At 65.2% G+C, this 16,110-nt stretch carries 13 protein-coding genes and 1 pseudogene; 6 read left to right on the plus strand and 8 right to left on the minus strand.

The window, feature by feature from the left end:
• Nucleotides 1-17: 17 nt before the first annotated feature.
• Nucleotides 18-680: a glutathione S-transferase family protein gene (locus ACV22V_RS10910; protein ID WP_448013796.1), complete on the minus strand. Its 663-nt coding sequence runs from the start codon at nucleotides 678-680 to the stop codon at nucleotides 18-20.
• A gap of 169 nt (nucleotides 681-849) precedes the next feature.
• Here ACV22V_RS10910 and ACV22V_RS10915 point away from each other — a divergent pair, with 169 nt between their 5' ends.
• Complete coding sequence (locus tag ACV22V_RS10915) at nucleotides 850-1,860, plus strand: helix-turn-helix transcriptional regulator (protein ID WP_448013797.1); 1,011 nt, start codon at nucleotides 850-852, stop codon at nucleotides 1,858-1,860.
• A 521-nt stretch (nucleotides 1,861-2,381) separates the two neighbouring features.
• Nucleotides 2,382-4,967 carry a bifunctional aconitate hydratase 2/2-methylisocitrate dehydratase gene (gene acnB, locus ACV22V_RS10920; RefSeq protein ID WP_059537212.1) on the plus strand — a complete coding sequence of 862 codons (2,586 nt, stop codon included), beginning with the start codon at nucleotides 2,382-2,384 and terminating at the stop codon, nucleotides 4,965-4,967.
• 345 nt (nucleotides 4,968-5,312) lie between these two features.
• Here the strand turns inward: acnB and ACV22V_RS10925 are convergent, their stop codons facing one another.
• Both ACV22V_RS10925 and ACV22V_RS10930 read right to left on the minus strand, forming a co-directional pair.
• Nucleotides 5,313-6,320, minus strand: a complete 1,008-nt coding sequence (locus ACV22V_RS10925; RefSeq protein ID WP_448013798.1) for a HEAT repeat domain-containing protein — start codon at nucleotides 6,318-6,320, stop codon at nucleotides 5,313-5,315.
• Nucleotides 6,321-6,456: 136 nt separating this feature from the next.
• On the minus strand, nucleotides 6,457-7,134 hold the full coding sequence (locus tag ACV22V_RS10930) for a HEAT repeat domain-containing protein (protein WP_448013799.1): 678 nt from the start codon (nucleotides 7,132-7,134) through the stop codon (nucleotides 6,457-6,459).
• Nucleotides 7,135-7,349: 215 nt separating this feature from the next.
• On the opposite strand from ACV22V_RS10930, the gene ACV22V_RS10935 reads away from it, so the two are divergent.
• Entirely contained in the window at nucleotides 7,350-7,640 is a 291-nt protein-coding gene (locus tag ACV22V_RS10935; RefSeq protein WP_448013800.1) for a hypothetical protein, read from the plus strand.
• Between the two features lie 135 nt (nucleotides 7,641-7,775).
• On the opposite strand, the gene ACV22V_RS10940 is transcribed toward ACV22V_RS10935, so the two are convergent.
• Entirely contained in the window at nucleotides 7,776-8,009 is a 234-nt protein-coding gene (locus ACV22V_RS10940; protein WP_011549124.1) for a hypothetical protein, read from the minus strand.
• 420 nt (nucleotides 8,010-8,429) lie between these two features.
• On the opposite strand from ACV22V_RS10940, the gene ACV22V_RS10945 reads away from it, so the two are divergent.
• Together ACV22V_RS10945 and ACV22V_RS10950 are read left to right on the plus strand one after the other, a co-directional pair.
• The gene (locus ACV22V_RS10945) at nucleotides 8,430-9,026 is read left to right on the plus strand and encodes a TetR/AcrR family transcriptional regulator (protein WP_059817136.1); all 597 of its coding nucleotides are present in this window, start codon (nucleotides 8,430-8,432) and stop codon (nucleotides 9,024-9,026) included.
• 48 nt (nucleotides 9,027-9,074) lie between these two features.
• Entirely contained in the window at nucleotides 9,075-10,556 is a 1,482-nt protein-coding gene (locus tag ACV22V_RS10950) for an MFS transporter (RefSeq protein WP_448013801.1), read from the plus strand.
• A gap of 251 nt (nucleotides 10,557-10,807) precedes the next feature.
• On the opposite strand, the gene ACV22V_RS10955 is transcribed toward ACV22V_RS10950, so the two are convergent.
• Entirely contained in the window at nucleotides 10,808-12,232 is a 1,425-nt protein-coding gene (locus tag ACV22V_RS10955) for an aminotransferase-like domain-containing protein (protein WP_448013802.1), read from the minus strand.
• 385 nt (nucleotides 12,233-12,617) lie between these two features.
• On the opposite strand from ACV22V_RS10955, the pseudogene ACV22V_RS10960 reads away from it, so the two are divergent.
• Nucleotides 12,618-12,860 (plus strand): annotated as a pseudogene (locus tag ACV22V_RS10960) (branched-chain amino acid ABC transporter substrate-binding protein); the annotation flags it as partial.
• A gap of 31 nt (nucleotides 12,861-12,891) precedes the next feature.
• Here ACV22V_RS10960 and ACV22V_RS10965 read toward each other — a convergent pair.
• The 3 genes from ACV22V_RS10965 to ACV22V_RS10975 all read right to left on the minus strand — a co-directional run bounded on the left by ACV22V_RS10965 (nucleotide 12,892) and on the right by ACV22V_RS10975 (nucleotide 16,014).
• Nucleotides 12,892-13,803 carry a hypothetical protein gene (locus ACV22V_RS10965; protein ID WP_448013803.1) on the minus strand — a complete coding sequence of 304 codons (912 nt, stop codon included), beginning with the start codon at nucleotides 13,801-13,803 and terminating at the stop codon, nucleotides 12,892-12,894.
• 60 nt (nucleotides 13,804-13,863) lie between these two features.
• Nucleotides 13,864-14,187: a TfoX/Sxy family protein gene (locus ACV22V_RS10970; RefSeq protein ID WP_448013804.1), complete on the minus strand. Its 324-nt coding sequence runs from the start codon at nucleotides 14,185-14,187 to the stop codon at nucleotides 13,864-13,866.
• Nucleotides 14,188-14,277: 90 nt separating this feature from the next.
• Nucleotides 14,278-16,014 carry a phage integrase family protein gene (locus ACV22V_RS10975; protein ID WP_448013805.1) on the minus strand — a complete coding sequence of 579 codons (1,737 nt, stop codon included), beginning with the start codon at nucleotides 16,012-16,014 and terminating at the stop codon, nucleotides 14,278-14,280.
• Nucleotides 16,015-16,110: the final 96 nt, after the last annotated feature.

The raw sequence follows: 16,110 nt of genomic DNA on the forward strand, positions 1-16,110 counted from the left end.
GACGCGCGACGGGTTGGCTAATGGAGCCCGCGAAGAAAATCCGGAACCGGATGGTCGATCAAAGCAAGATAACCCGCCATCGCACCAGCCACTTTCCGCACGGCCGGACGCGCGGTCATCCGTTCGCGCCAGGCGAGCAGGTTCGGCGTCTCCGCCGTCATCGGCGCGCCCTTGCGTGCGCCGAACAACTGCGCCATGTAGAACGCGATGTCGGCGTACGAATAGGTGTCGGCAAGGAATTCCCGGTCCGCCAGCACGCGCTCCATGCGTCGATAGTATTGCCGCGCTTCGTCGCGTGCGGCCTGTGCCGCGGGATGATCCGGCGTCTCTTCGAGGCCCATCAGCCGGATCACGTGCGGAAAATAAACCTCGTCGCTGCAGTGCTCGAGCTGACGCGCCACCGCGCGCGCTTTCGGCTGCGCGGGCCATAGCGCGGGATCGGGCTTCAAGTCTTCCAGGTACTCGAAGATCTGCGTGGAATCGAAAATCTCCAGGTCGCCGTCGATCAGCACCGGCACCTGACGCTTCGGATTGATGCGCAAGACGTCCGGATGCTTCGGGTCGTAGCCGCGCTGCTGGCTGAACGGCACCAGCACGCGCTCGAAGGCGATGCCCTTCTCGTGCGCCGCGATCTCGACTTTCGCGCCGAACATGCTCAGCGGACCAGTCATGATTTTCATGTATCGCTCTCCTCGTCAGGTTTCGCGCAGTGGCCCTCACATGAGCACCGCCCGCGCGTCGGCAAGCCCGCGCCCGACTCCGTTGCGCGCCAGCCGATCGCGGATGTGTCGGATCATAGATCCGATAACATGACATCCCGTGTCATGTATTCCGGATGAGGTGCCACTCATGAAAGCCAGCCGGCTGTTGTCGATCATGATGATGCTGCAGGCGCGCGGCCGCATGACCGCGCCGGCGCTGGCCGCCGCACTGGAAGTGTCCGAGCGGACGATCCTGCGCGATATCGACCAACTGTCGACGGCCGGCGTGCCGATCTGGGGCGATCGCGGACGCAACGGCGGCTTTCAGTTGCAGGACGGCTGGCGTACCGATCTGACGGGGCTGACCGAGCAGGAGGCACATGCGTTGATTCTGGCCGGCCTGCCGGGGCCGGCGGGAGAACTCGGGCTCGACGGGATGGCTGCGTCCGCGCGGCTGAAGATGATCGCCAGCCTGCCGCCGGACTCGCGCGAACATGCCGATCGTGTCGCGAGCCGGCTGCATGTCGATACCGTGGATTGGTATCGGGCGCAGGAAACGCCGGCGTTTCTGCGTGAAGTCGCCGATGCCGTGTGGCAGTCGCAGCGAATCGAGGTGACATACGAGAGCTGGCGCGGTGTGTCGCGCCGCGCACTCGATCCGCTCGGGCTGGTGCTCAAGGGCGGTGCGTGGTACGTGGTGGCGAAGGTCGCCGGCAAGCGCGATGCGCTGACTTTTCGGCTCGCGAACATTCGGGAACTCGCAGCGTCGCGCCGCCGATTCAAGCGGCCCGCGCGGTTCGATCTGGCCCGGCACTGGCGTGATGCGATGAGCCGGTATGAAGCGAAGCTTTACCGGTTGAGCGCGCACGTCGCGGTGTCGGCGCGCGCAGAGAGTTGGCTGATCAATGCGCGCGTCAAGGTCGCGCCCGTCTCGGATAGCGCCGGCAGCAGCGCGGTCCCGCCGGGATGGAAAGAATTCCTGATGCCGATCGAATCGATCGAGCACGGTGCGCGCAAGCTGCTTGGATATGGTGCGGAGTTGAAAGTGCTCGGGCCGCGGGAACTCGTGGTTCGATTGACCGACGAGGCTGCAGCGACGAAGGCGCTGTATTCACCCGCGCCGCCGACGATCGACGACGCTCCAACATTCGCGGCTTGATCGGAGCGAAACTGCTCGCATTCACCGTCTTCACCGCGCACTCCGTCGTGATGGGCGCATTCCTCGAAGACACTGCCCGCCGAGATCGTCTGGATCGGCATCGGTGTCTTCATCGTGCCTATCTTGCGTTGGGATCTTGAAGCTTCGTTGCGCAGGACGTCGGCATTTCTGCTTTCATTCGCCCTATTTTTCGCAAATTCGCAACGCCGCGCCTTTTTCGATTGGCGTTTCTGCCCATGCGGACGGCGCGTGCGGCGCCGATATTGCGCAGCCTCGGGCGACCGACCTCGAACGGTTTGCCCCGGATTTTCCACATGATGAAATCGCGTCGGTCGGACGAACGCCGCATCTGCGACCGGCCATATGCCCCACACGCAACTCTTATATAAGACATAAGACATTTGACGCCTGACCATATTGCGACTAGAATCCCGTCCAAGCAGTGAAGCAGTGTCCGGAACAGCAGCCCCGGCGTGCCTGGAAAGCCCTTCCCCTGAAACGCAATCTCAGCAGGTCCCCCCATGCTTGAAAACTTTCGTGCTCACGTGGCCGCCCGCGCCGCGCTCGGTATTCCTCCCCTGCCGCTGACGGCTCAGCAAACCGCCGAACTGGTGGAACTGCTGGCGAACCCGCCCGCTGGCGAAGAGCAGACGCTGCTCGACCTGATCACCCATCGCGTCCCCGCCGGCGTCGACGAAGCCGCGCGCGTGAAGGCCGGCTTCCTGGCCGCCGTCGCGAAGGGCGAGACGGCCTGCCCGCTGATCTCGCGCGAGCGCGCGACCGAACTGCTCGGCACGATGCTGGGCGGCTACAACATCCAGCCGCTGATCGAGCTGCTGTCCGACGAAGCAGTCGCGGCCGTCGCTGCCGACGCACTGAAGAAAACCCTGCTGATGTTCGACCAGTTCCATGACGTGAAGGAACTCGCCGACAAGGGCAACGCGCACGCGAAGGCCGTGCTGCAGAGCTGGGCCGACGCCGAATGGTTCACGAGCCGTCCGGAAGTGCCGGAAAGCCTGACCATCACCGTGTTCAAGGTCACGGGCGAAACCAACACCGACGACCTGTCGCCGGCCCCGGACGCCACCACCCGCCCGGACATCCCGATGCACGCGCTGGCGATGCTGAAGAACGCGCGCCCCGGCATCACGCCGGAAGAAGACGGCAAGCGCGGCCCGGTCAAGTTCATCGAATCGCTGAAGGACAAGGGTCACCTGGTCGCCTACGTCGGCGACGTGGTCGGCACCGGCTCCTCGCGCAAGTCGGCCACCAACTCGGTGCTGTGGTTCACCGGCGAAGACATCCCGTTCGTCCCGAACAAGCGTTTCGGCGGCGTGTGCCTCGGCGGCAAGATCGCCCCGATTTTCTACAACACGATGGAAGACGCCGGCGCGCTGCCGATCGAACTCGACGTGTCGCAGATGAACATGGGCGACGTCGTCGAACTGCGCCCGTACGAAGGCAAGGCGCTGAAGGACGGCAACGTGATCGCCGAATTCCAGGTCAAGTCCGACGTGCTGTTCGACGAAGTGCGCGCCGGCGGCCGCATTCCGCTGATCATCGGCCGCGGCCTGACCGCGAAGGCGCGTGAAGCGCTCGGCCTCGCGCCGTCGACGCTGTTCCGCCTGCCGCACCAGCCGGCCGACAGCGGTAAGGGCTTCTCGCTCGCGCAGAAGATGGTCGGCCGCGCATGCGGTCTGCCGGAAGGCCAGGGCGTGCGTCCGGGCACGTACTGCGAACCGAAGATGACCTCGGTCGGCTCGCAGGACACCACCGGCCCGATGACCCGCGACGAACTGAAAGATCTGGCCTGCCTCGGCTTCTCGGCCGACCTCGTGATGCAGTCGTTCTGCCACACCGCCGCTTATCCGAAGCCGGTCGACGTCAAGACGCACCAGACGCTGCCGAACTTCATCAGCACCCGTGGCGGCATCGCGCTGCGCCCGGGCGACGGCGTGATCCACTCGTGGCTGAACCGCATGCTGCTGCCCGACACCGTCGGCACCGGCGGCGACTCGCACACGCGCTTCCCGATCGGCATCAGCTTCCCGGCAGGCTCGGGCCTGGTCGCGTTCGCGGCCGCCACCGGCACGATGCCGCTGGACATGCCGGAATCGGTGCTGGTCCGCTTCAAGGGCAAGATGCAGCCGGGCGTCACGCTGCGCGATCTCGTCAACGCAATTCCGCTGTATGCCATCAAGCAAGGCATGCTGACGGTGGCCAAGCAAGGCAAGAAGAACATCTTCTCGGGCCGCATCCTCGAAATCGAAGGCCTGCCCGACCTGAAGGTCGAGCAAGCGTTCGAACTGTCGGATGCGTCGGCCGAGCGTTCGGCAGCCGGTTGCACGGTGCACCTGAACAAGGAACCGATCATCGAGTACCTGAACAGCAACATCACGCTGCTGAAGTGGATGATCGCGCAGGGCTATCAGGATCCGCGCAGCCTGCAGCGCCGTATCGCGGCGATGGAGCAGTGGCTGGCCGACCCGCAACTGCTGTCGCCGGATGCCGACGCCGAATACGCGGCCGTCATCGAGATCGACCTGGCCGACATCCATGAACCGATCGTTGCGTGTCCGAACGATCCGGACGACGTGAAGACGCTGTCCGACGTCGCCGGCGCGAAGATCGACGAAGTGTTCATCGGTTCGTGCATGACCAACATCGGTCACTTCCGTGCCGCGTCGAAGCTGCTGGAAGGCAAGCGCGACATCCCGGTCAAGCTGTGGGTCGCGCCGCCGACCAAGATGGACCAGAAGCAACTGACGGAAGAAGGCCACTACGGCGTGTTCGGCACGGCCGGCGCCCGCACCGAAATGCCGGGCTGCTCGCTGTGCATGGGCAACCAGGCACAGGTGCGCGAAGGCGCGACGGTGATGTCGACGTCGACCCGCAACTTCCCGAACCGTCTGGGCAAGAACACGAACGTGTACCTCGGCTCGGCGGAACTGGCGGCAATCTGCTCGCGTCTCGGCAAGATCCCGACCAAGGACGAGTACATGGCCGACATGGGCGTGCTCAACGCCAACGGCGACAAGATCTACAAGTACATGAACTTCGACCAGATCGAAGACTTCAAGGAAGTCGCGGACACCGTGCAGATCTAAGCATGCGGTCGAGCTGCGGCGGGCTGTGCCCGTCGTGGCGACACGCGAAGGCGCCGCGGGCTGAATGCCCGCGGCGCTTTTTTTTGGTTCTTCGTGGATTTCCGGGGGGAGGACGCCGGCGAGGAACGTCGGCGTTCGGCCACTAGCTGACATTTGGTGTCTGAAGTCGAAAATGCAGGCTTCTCGGCTATCTCCGGTCGCTCCTGATGTGAGACCCTCCCGGACAAGCGCACGCCTGCTGCCGAGCAAGCGAGCAGTCTATTTCCCCACCGACGGATCCAGGAGAGACAGGCAACGAGGGCATTCGCCTCCAAGGAAGAGGCCTGCTATCAAATGCAAACTCGACTACGTTAGCGCATCGTTGCGAATGCACATCACGTAACGAGCATTGCGCGCCACGGACGGGTCTGGATCGGCGGCCAGCCGGGCAAGCAGGGCCGACGCCGTGCCATTGAATTCGGCGAGCGCCTGACAAATCCGTACACGGGTCTGGACATCGGCTGGACCGTCTGAGATCGCTGCTTCAAAGCGCTCCACAATTTGCTTTGCGATCACAGGGTCTTCCGCCAAATCGGCTAGCGCATCGGCCGCCTCGACATCGTGAATCCCGCCAAGAACCTGCTCGATCAGCAGGGGAATGGCGTCGCGTATCCCCCATCCGCCAAGCACCCGCGCAGCGCGATACCGCACGCGCTCCGCGGGGTCGAGGAGCGAGCCGCGCAAGCTCTCCACCGCATCGGAACCGCCGAGTTTCGCCAGCGCGAGCACGGCCCGTTCGCGTACTGCCGGATCGGGCTGTTGAAGCGCCGCGCCAAGTACGCTGGTGCCGCTGCCTACGGTTCTTCCCAGCGCCCAGTGCAGCGCACCTGCGACATTCGGCTCTTGTTCCTGGAGCAGTGCATGGGCGATGAGTGCTGCAAGCGGGGCATCGCTGGACGCGGCGTCAAACGCAGCACGCTGTCTCTCAGGTGCATGCGTCGACTCAAGTCCTTTCAGCAGATGCACGACATCAAGCACAGCTGACCAATCATCGGGAGAGGTGGCGGACACAGCAGTCAGCCGGCAAAGCAACGCTTGCTCTGCGGCCAGCCGCTCGCGGCTGCGAACCATCAGCGCGTCAATGAGCACATCGGGGTGAGGCGCTTGTTGGCTGAGCGCCTGACGCACCTCGGCCAGCCCAAGGCCCAGCGAGCGCAGGCTCTCCACTTGGAACAGGCGCAAGGCATCGGCTTGCGAATACTCGCGGTATCCCGCTTCCGTACGTCCCGATGGGCTGACCAGTCCGATCGCGTCGTAGTGCCGCAGCATGCGCGCGCTGACGCCGGAACGATTGGCCAACTCGCTGATGCGCATCACTTGTCTCCGGTGTCATCTGGTTCACGCCGCCCTGTGTCTCGGCCTTGGCTCCAATCGAGCCTCGAAAATTCTAACAAACCGCCAACGGCTTCCATCACCTCGGCCAACACGTGGCTCGTCACATCGATCGCCGTCAACCCGCCTGTTCATCGGCGTCGGGCAACGGCGCACCTGCGCGCCACGCATCGGCTGGATCGAGCACGAACGCGCTCTCCGGGTCGGCGATGAGCCTGAGGCTCGCGCAGGCATGAACGCGAACCGCCGGGTCCGTGTGTCGGGCCGCCGCCGCAACGAGCGGGGCCATGGCGTCGTCTCCAAGCATGAGTAATGCCTGGCTCAGACTCCGCTTGAGGTCCTTGTCGCCGCGGCCTAGCTCGCGAACCAGTGCGCGTGCCAAGGCGGCTCGTTGCCAGGTCGGCACCAGCCCCGCTGCGGTGCGCCACGCAGTTCGTGCCACCTCCGGATCGGGGTCATGTAGATGCCCGCTTGTGATCGCTGACCAGGTTGCAGGGTCGCCGATCTTCGAGAGCGTATGTAGCGCCTGGCTACGCGCTTGCGCCAGCGGCGAGCGCAGCTCGTCAAGCAGCAATGGCAAGGTCAGATCCTGCGTGTGCCGGGTGAGCGCCCAGGTGAGCATGTCGCGAACGAAGAAATCCGGTTCGACACCGCAACGCTTCACCAGTAGCGTGATCTGGCCTGGATCGGGAGCCGTGCCGGCACCTAGCGCAGCCGCAAGACGGAGCGAAGCGTCCGGATGCTCGAGTGCCGTGGTCAATGCGTGACGGGAAGTCGGGGGATAGTGACGGATCATGAATGCCTCCTCGCCCGACAGTGGACACCTTGTCACTATGACAAGGTCAAGTGTTTTTCGGGCGAGGGGCGAATTGCACGCCCAGGCAGTCGTTCGTGGGGCCGATCACCGCCTCCTCCGCAGGCGACGGGCGGCCAGTTTCAGCCATTCGATCGTCCGGAGAAAATCGTCGACAATTCGGGGCGGTATAGGAATGTCCTTGGAGCTCGTACTGGATGAGGAAGACACTGGGCTACCTGCACGAGGTTTGGCTCTACCCGGACGAGTTCGGCAACGCTCTTCCCGCATGCATTGCCCATGGACCGGACGGAGATGCTGCCAGGGCTCTCAATGAGCCGGGTAGCGAATGGATATGGACGTTTTGGGCATCGTCACATGCGGAGGCGATGTGCGTTTATTACGAATTCGTCGGCTATGGAAAGTACACGTCCCAAGCCGACGGCGATCTTCTCCCATATCCGCAAGCTTGGTATGAGCGTCAGGTCGCGTATTTGGACCGCAAGTGATCAATGCATAGGTGTCGGCCCAGCTTCCTTGCAAGTCGGTCACGGTAGGCAGCTTCGGGCAATTGCCGGCCACAAACGGCCGTTCGACACAGCTTTTTAGATCGTCGACAATCGGTGCAGATAAGGGCGTAGCCTTTAGCGGTTACCGTCGATCAGATCGTTCAGCAGCGCATCGAATGCGGCCTGTGCGTCTTCAAGTTCCTGCAGGGCGGCATCAAAGGTTTGCAGCGCGAACGGCGAAGGCTCGCCGCTGCCTTGCGGCGGAAATTGCTTCTGCATCGAGGCGAACGTACTCTGCACGCGCAGCGTGGCGGCCACCATGCGCTCCATCGCCTGGGTTTCTTCGGCTCGCGCCTGTTCCGGATTCATTCCACTCTCCTTGGATGGTTTTCTGAAGACCAGATCGTACACGCTGTGTCCGTTCTTGCCGCCCTTGGCAGAACGACTCCGTTGAAGGTTCCAACGGCACGCTGCGCGAGAAGCGATTTAATCGGGAATGATTCCGCAGTCGCGCCGAGGCCAAGATACTCATCGAGCGTGACTACAAAATCCCGCCGCAGGTCACAACGATTGGCCGCTTTGGATGAATCTGAAGGGCCGCTCCGGGTCGACAAGCGACGACCACGAAAATCCACGAAGAGCCTTTTTTTTGCCCGTCCCGGTTCGATCTGGGATGGTTGCCCGCATGATCGTCCGAAGGCGTTCATCCTCCTCCCCGGCCGGATCCACGCGTTGACATAGGAACTGATCAGTCCATATACTGACGCCAAATTGCAGGAGATCTCACCCATGGCACATCCGACCGGTCTTGGACGTCCGCGCGAATTCGAACTGGACGATGCCGCGCGCGACGCGATGCAAGTCTTCTGGGACCGCGGCTACGAAGGCGCGTCGCTGCCGGATCTGATTGCCGGCACCGGCTTGTCGCGCGGCAGCCTCTACAAGGCGTTCGGCGACAAGAAAGGGCTGCTGCTGGCGGCGCTGGACCTGTATATGGCCGACGGGCTCAAGGCAACCGCCGACATCCTGTCGCAGCCGGGCACGGTGAAGGACGCCATTCGCGATTCGCTGCTGCGCTATGCGCGCCTTTCCGTCGGCGAGGCAGGCCGACGCGGATGCCTCGCGATCGCGATGACTACCGAAATGGCGGCCCGCGATCCGGATGTCGCGGAACGCACGGCACGCATGTTCCGGCGTTTGCAGCAGCTTTATGCCGGCGCGATCGTGCGCGGGCAGGCTAGCGGCGAGGTTGCCGAACGCGACGAACAGGCGCTCGCGCGTTTCCTGGTCTGTCAGGTCGAGGGAATGCGCGTGCTGGGCAAAACCGGCGTATCGGAAGCGGACATGCTCGCGCTCGTCGACAACACGATGCGCGTTCTCGATTAATTTTTTTGGCCAATTTGGAACTGATTGGTCCCATATGGAGGCTCACCCATGACCCGCAACGATTCCGTCTCGCCGGACCCGCGCCGCTGGGCAATGTTCTCGGTCCTGCTCGTCGGCGCATTCCTGCCTCCGCTGGACTTCTTCATCGTCAATGTCGCGCTGCCGTCGATCCGGGGGGAATTGGGCGCGTCGTCTTCGGCCGAGCAATTCGTCATCTCGTCGTACGCCGGCCTGTATGCCGTAACGCTGATTACCGGCGGCCGGCTGGGAGACCTGTTCGGGCGGGGGCGCATGTTCTTTCTCGGACTGATCGGATTCGCGACGGCATCTGCGCTATGCGGCCTCGCGAGTTCGCCGTGGACACTGATCGCGGGCCGGGCGTTGCAGGGGCTGACGGCGGCCGTCATGGCGCCGCAGGCGCTCGCGTCGATCCAGGCGATCTTCCCCGAATCGGAAAAGCCGCTCGCGCTCAGCCTTTATGGCGCGGTCTTCGGCCTCGCCGCGGTCGTCGGGCAGGCACTGGGCGGCATCCTGATTTCGCTGAATCTGTTCAATCTCGGCTGGCGGACGATCTTCCTCGTCAACCTGCCGCTGGCGATCCTGGTCGTGCTGTTCGGCATCCCGCTGCTGAAGGAAACGCGCGCGCAGCATGCACGCAAGCTCGACCTCGGCGGCACGGCGCTGTCGATGGCAACGCTCGGCGCGCTGGTCGTGCCGTTGATCGAAGGGCGTGACGCAGGCTGGCCGCTATTGGCCTGGATGTCGCTGATGGCGGTACCGGCGCTCGCATGGTTCTTCTGGCGCTACGAGAGCCGGCTCGCCCGCAGCGGCGGCGCCCCGCTGCTCGATCCGGCCGCGCTGCGCGCGCCGGGGCTGGGCCGCGCGCTGCTAATCGCGTTGTTGCTGTACTCGATCGGCGCGTTCTTCCTGCTGTTTTCGATCTATCTGCAAAGCGCGTTGCACGTCGATGCGCTGAGCGCGGGCCTCGTGTTCCTGCCGTTCGGCGTGGGCTTTCTGCTGGGGCCGCTGTCGACGCCGCACTGCTCACGCGTTCTCGGCGCGTACGTCAATCCGTTCGGCATGGGCCTCGAGGTCGTCGGCCTCGTCGGCCTGGCCTGGTTGATCGCCGCGACACCGCTCGGCATGCCGCTCGCCACGATCCCGCTTGCCGCCGTTCTGTTCATCATCGGTTTCGGGCAAGGGCTCGCGCTGCCGACGCTGATGCGAATGGTCACAGGCCGTGTCGCACCGGCGCTGTCGGGCATGATCGCCGGCATCGCCAGTTCGACCCTGCAGGTCAGCACGTCGCTCAGCGTCGCGATCATCGGCGGAATTTTCTATACGGTCCTCGGCTCGCATCAGGATCCCGCTGCGATCGCGCATGCGTTCATCGTCGCGATTCTCGGTATCGCGTTCTTCCTGAGCATCGGCGCGGGATTGGGCATCTCGCTCGGGCGGACACCCGCGGGGCGCCCCGCTACCCGTCCCCACGCCCGAACGACGTTCGGCACCGAACGCAACCGGCCGTGATGCAGGGCGCGAAATCGCGCGCAGCACGTCGATTTCCAGCGCGGACAGGCGCGGGCCGTCATGCGGCGCGCGACTCGCGACACGCGTGACGGCAGGTGCGCCCTCCGTCAGCAGCGCGCTCACCGCTTCCCCACAAAGCCGGCCGCACGCGGCTTCTTCCTGCAACACGTTCGCGGCGGCGGCGACGCTCAACGCCGCGCGCCATGGACGCGCCGAGCGCAATGCGACCCACGCCACCGACGCCGCCAGCCTTAGCGCATGCACGACGCCGCGAGCTTCCCGACCGCGATCACCGCCTGCTCGATCTCCGGCGACCACGCGCTGCTGTAGTTCAGCCGGATGAAGTTCCGGTAGTTGTCGGTGATCGAGAACATGTAGCCGGGGCCGATCGTGATTCCCTGCTCCAGCGCGAGCTGATACAGCCGCATCGCGTCGACCTGAACCGGCAACTCGACCCACAGCACGTAGCCGCCGGCCGGGCTCGAGATGCGCGTGCCTTCCGGGAAGAATCGCGACACCATCGCGCGCATCAGGTTCGCCTGCTGCGCATACGCCTTGCGCAAGCGTCGCAGGTGATGCTCGTAGCCGTCGCGTTCGAGAAACTCGGCGATCGCGAGCTGCGGCAGCGACGGCGTGGCCAGCGTGTTCAGGAACTTCAGCTTCTCGACCTGATCGCGATAGCGGCCCGGCAACGCCCAGCCGACCCGGTAAGCCGCCGTCAGGCTCTTCGAGAACGATGCGCAATGCAGCACGATCCCGTTGCGATCGCAGGACTTCAGCGTGCTCGGATGCGACTCGCCGAAATACAGTTCGTTATACACACCGTTCTCGATGAGCGGCATGTCGACGCGAGTCGCGAATTCCACCAGTTCGCGCTTGCGCTCGTCGGGCATCTGGAAGCCCAGCGGATTCTGGAAATTCGGCATCACCATGCACGCGGCGATCGGCTGCGACTTCGCGATCGCCGCCAGCGCGGCGATATCGATCCCGTATTCCGGATGCGTCGCGACCTCGATCGCCTTCATCCCCATCCGCTCGATCGCGTGCAGCATCGCGTAGAACGTCGGCGACTCGACCGCGATCGTGTCGCCCGGTTTCGCGACCGCCTGTAGGCACAGGTTGATCGCCTCGGTCGCGCCGACCGTCACGATGATCTCGTTCGGATCGACCGACATCCCGTTTTCCAGGTAGCGCCGTGCGATCTGCCGGATCAGACGCGGATGGCCGGGTGGCAGCCCGTCGGTCACGCCCCACAGCGACTTGTCCCGGCCGGCCGCATACGCGTAGCGGTTCAGCTTCTCGAACGGAAAGAGGATCGGGTCCGGATACGGCGAACCGAGCGGCACCGCGTCGTCGGTGCCGATCGAGCGCAGCGTCGACAGCACGAGCCGGCTCATGTCGACCGACGACGAAATCGCGATCGGCTTCGACGGCCGCAGTTCGCGCACCGGCGCGTGGTTGTCGTCGCGACGCAGGTTCACGAAGTAGCCCGACTGCGGACGGCTTTCCAGCAGTCCGCGGCTTTCGAGCAGCAGATATGCGTGCAGCACGGTCGTGATGCTGATCCGGTGCTGCTGGCTCGCCTGCCGCACCGACGGAATCCGGTCGCCGTGCCGGTACACGCCTTGGCGGATCAGGCGTTCGATGTCGTCCGCGAGTTTTTCGTAGAGCTTCATCGCATGCTCCCCGCCGCCCCGCGCACGCCCGATCCGTGCATGTGCCGCCCGCCGACCGGGCTGTCGTGATGCCTGATTGCTCCCTCCGGTTTTGCCTTTTCCATCGTCGTGGCTCGCTTTTGAAGATGCGCCGTCAAGCCCGTGATGTCTGGGCCTGCGGCACTGTGCACTTGATGATGGAATCGTAAGAGCAGAACAGTTGATGCGGAGTACACACATCGGATATGCACACAAGAGTACAGTTCGGCGCGAATTCGCGACTTCGGGCGAACTGTACGTCTTACGATTTGACGCAGGGGCTGGGAAATGGATGCGGTGGCCGGGGATTCGAAGGCGGTACCGTGTGGTCGCGCAGCTCGCGGTCGCGTCTGCGGCATCCGGCAAGATCGAGCTGTATGCGCCGTTCGCGTACGACGCGGCGCTCGCGATGATCGCGGCGGTCCACAAGGCCGATTCGGTCGACCGCGGCAAGATCGTCGCGAGCCTGCCGGGCGTGTCGGTCACGGGCGTGACGGGGAAGATCTCGTTCGATGAGCGCGGCGACCTGATCAAGCCGCCCTACACGCTGTTCCGCGTCGAACAGGGGCAGTGGCACAGCATTCGCACGGTCGGCGGCGCGTCGAACTGATCGACGCCGGGCAGCCCGGCAACGGGCGGCGTCATCGCTCCGCCTGTTGCCGCTGCACCTCCTGCGCTTTCATCTGCAGATACGCGCCGCGCTCGACTTCGTGCAGTTGCTTCGGATACTGCTCGGTCGCGTCGAACCAGCGCGCAAGGCGCTGGTCGAGCGGCTTGTCGAGCGTCGCGAGATACGTGTCGATCGCGAGGTAGTAGCGCATCGTGTTGCGCTCCAGCAATCCGCGCACGCCGCCGATGTACTGCGGCTGCGCCGCCGATGCGCCGCTGGCTGCCGTGAACCCGACCTTGTCGCTGCCGACCGTCGAGAGGTAGGTCTTCATCGCCACGCGGCCGACCGCGCCGAAGCCGTACGAATACGTGAGGTGCAGGAACGTGCGCGATCCGCCGACCGGCACCGCTTCCAGCACGATCCGGTAGTCCTTCGTGCCCATCGGGCCGCTGTCGGCAGCCAGGTCGACCTGGAAATAGTCGGGTGTCGCGGCGGCCACGCGGTAGCGGAACTGCACGCGATAGGTATCCGACAGCTTCTGCTCGATCTTGCGGCCGAGGTTCACGTCGAGCACCGGGCCGTCGCTGCCGGTCGACGCACGACAGTACTTCGTGTTCAGGTGCAGGATCAGCACCGCGCACCAGTTCGCGGGGCCCTGCGCGGGGTCGTTGAGCTTGCCGTTCACGACGGAGAACGGATAGTCGACGACGGCATAGATGTCGCCCTTCAGCGACGAAGATGCCTCGGACGATTCGAGGTACAGCGGGCGGTGGAACGAATTGTTCTTCAGTTGCTCGCCGAGGCTGTGATAGCGGTCGAGCAGTGCCGCCGCGCCGTCCGCGCCGAACGACAGCGCGCTCCAGCCGAGGCACAGGGCCGCGACGAGCGCATGCCATGCGCGGCGCGCGTAGCGCGGTGCTTGCGGATGTTGGGATGTCTCCATTCTTGTGCTCCAGCAGGTGACGCGGTGGTCGCGCACATGTTTCACAGAATACGCCGACCGCTATCGACTCCGCTTCACGGGCACCGGCAGTTGCGCAGCAGTGATCCGGATCAACGTCGACAGCCATTCGCGGTCGTCCCAGCGCTCGCCTCCGATGACGAGATGCGGTTTCGCCGTCGGATACGGTGGCGCTTCGTCGCAGGTGCCGAGAAACGCACGCCCGTCAGGCGTCGGCTTGACGAACAACCGGTCGTCGCACACCAGCGCGACCATCTTGCCGTCGCAGTAGATGCCGTATTCGCCGAACATCTTGCGGGCCGATACCGTGCCCGCCGCAGCCATCTGCTCGACGACGAAATCGACGGTTCCCTGACTCGATGCCATCCATCCGCTCCGTTACCGAATAACCCTTCTGACCGTCACCGACGCGGTGCCGTTCCGTTCGAATCCCACGCGATCACGCGTGCGCCCTGCTCATTTGTCAGCCGAAAACGCACTCGACATCTGCCGCGCCCGCTTCACGTCGTCGCCGTGCAGATAAATCGACGTCGTCGAGATCGACGCATGCCGCAGGTTGTCGCGCACCGTCGTCAGCTCCGCGCCGCGCGCGAGCGCATGCGTCGCATGGGTATGACGCATCCAGTGCGGGCTCGCCTGGCGCAACTTTTGCGCGAGCGCCGGGTTGTCGTCGTCGACGAGCGCGGCCGTCTGCGTGAAGAAACGCTGCATCACCTTCCACAGCCGCACGCTCGTGATCCCGGCCGCCCCGTCTTCCGCAAGGCTCGGAATCAGCGGCGTATCGGGACGCCAGCGCACCGGCGTCACCGGCAGCCGCCGCGCGACCAGATGACGATCGAGCGCCGTGCGCGCGAGCGGCGGCAGCGCGACGCGCGCGGCCTTGCTGCCCTTGCCGATCACTTTCAGCCACGCATCGCCGTGCGCGTCCGTTTCGATGTCGCCGAGCGTCGCGCCGACCAGTTCGCTCGCACGCAGCCCGGTCGCATAGCCGAAATCGAGAATGAAGCGCAGCCGTTGCGCGGCCGCCGGCGTCCAGCCGGACTGCGATGCGCCGGACGGCTTGTCCTTGCGAAACTCGAGCCCGTCCGCGATCGTGCGCACGAGCAACCACTCGCCTTCGGTGAACGCATGCGACGTGTCCAGCGCATTCGCGCCGCGCGTATCGCGCACCTTGACGCCCGCGAACGGATTCGCGAGCAGGTAGCGCTGCTCGATCAGCCAGCGGAACAGCGCGCCGAGAACCGACAGCGTGTACGCGGCCGAACGCGCGGACAATCCGCCCGAAAACGGCCGCCAGTCCGGCGCGCCGCGCGGCCGCACCGGCCCGATCCAGCGTTCGTGCGGCGTCGGGTTGCGCAGGAACGCGCGATACGCGACCGCATCCTCGGTGGTCAGCGACGACAGCGCACGCCCGCGCTCGACGATCGCCCACAGGATCAGCCGCTCGGCCTCCTTCCGGTACGCGCGGCGCGTCGCGGCCGATTCGTGCAGCGACAGCCACGCGTGCACGGCCGCGTAATCGTTGTCCGCGTCGAGCGTGCTGGTCGCGCGCGGCGCGCGGAACGTGCCGGCCGACCCGTCGACCTCGTGCGGCAGCTTCAGTTGCTCCCACGGCACGATGGCGCTGCGCGGCGTCGCCGCGATCAGCGCGCGCGCCCGCTCGGTCAGGTCCGGATGCGCGGAAAAGAACGCCTCGATATGCCGCGCGCTCGCCATGCCGAGCCCCGCTATTGCGCGCCACCACTGACGCCGCCGCGGAATCCGCACGGTCAGGTCGGCGAGCGTCGCGATCCCGTGCGCACGCAGCGCGACGACCGCGCGTGCGGGCAGCCACAAGCCGATGTCATCGCTGATCTGCGGCACCGGCGCACGCGCATGGCGCAGCAGGCCGATCGCATCGGTCGCGGCCTTCGCCATCTGGACGCGCGCGCTGTCGGCATGCGCGAGCTGCTCCGCGAGATCGGGCCGCCCGACCTGCCGCGCGACGCGCACGAGGCGGCGACGAATTCCACCGATCACGCCGCGCGCCGACCGCCGTTCGCCGAGCCGGTCGGGCAGATAGCGTTCGACCGCCTGACGCACGGTCATGCCCGCGTACCACGCGCGCAGCGCGGCCAGTTCGTCGGCGTCGGGGAAGCCTGCTGGTGCAGGCGTGGAATCGGAGGAAGGCGGTAAGGCGAGGCGCGGTGTCATGGGCGCCAGTTTGACAGAACTGCGGACGCTCGAAAACGCCCGGCGCGCTGCAAAATGCGTGCGCGACGCCGGCGGCTGCCGGCATCGCGCACGAAC

This window comes from Burkholderia sp. AW33-5, from assembly GCF_053427615.1.

Coding starts and splice junctions, on each gene's coding strand:
- ACV22V_RS10910 (WP_448013796.1), bottom strand. CDS start 680: ATGAAAATCATGACTGGTCCGCTGAGCATGTTCGGCGCGAAAGTCGAG.
- ACV22V_RS10915 (WP_448013797.1), top strand. CDS start 850: ATGAAAGCCAGCCGGCTGTTGTCGATCATGATGATGCTGCAGGCGCGC.
- acnB (WP_059537212.1), top strand. CDS start 2,382: ATGCTTGAAAACTTTCGTGCTCACGTGGCCGCCCGCGCCGCGCTCGGT.
- ACV22V_RS10925 (WP_448013798.1), bottom strand. CDS start 6,320: ATGCGCATCAGCGAGTTGGCCAATCGTTCCGGCGTCAGCGCGCGCATG.
- ACV22V_RS10930 (WP_448013799.1), bottom strand. CDS start 7,134: ATGATCCGTCACTATCCCCCGACTTCCCGTCACGCATTGACCACGGCA.
- ACV22V_RS10935 (WP_448013800.1), top strand. CDS start 7,350: ATGAGGAAGACACTGGGCTACCTGCACGAGGTTTGGCTCTACCCGGAC.
- ACV22V_RS10940 (WP_011549124.1), bottom strand. CDS start 8,009: ATGAATCCGGAACAGGCGCGAGCCGAAGAAACCCAGGCGATGGAGCGC.
- ACV22V_RS10945 (WP_059817136.1), top strand. CDS start 8,430: ATGGCACATCCGACCGGTCTTGGACGTCCGCGCGAATTCGAACTGGAC.
- ACV22V_RS10950 (WP_448013801.1), top strand. CDS start 9,075: ATGACCCGCAACGATTCCGTCTCGCCGGACCCGCGCCGCTGGGCAATG.
- ACV22V_RS10955 (WP_448013802.1), bottom strand. CDS start 12,232: ATGAAGCTCTACGAAAAACTCGCGGACGACATCGAACGCCTGATCCGC.
- ACV22V_RS10965 (WP_448013803.1), bottom strand. CDS start 13,803: ATGGAGACATCCCAACATCCGCAAGCACCGCGCTACGCGCGCCGCGCA.
- ACV22V_RS10970 (WP_448013804.1), bottom strand. CDS start 14,187: ATGGCATCGAGTCAGGGAACCGTCGATTTCGTCGTCGAGCAGATGGCT.
- ACV22V_RS10975 (WP_448013805.1), bottom strand. CDS start 16,014: ATGACACCGCGCCTCGCCTTACCGCCTTCCTCCGATTCCACGCCTGCA.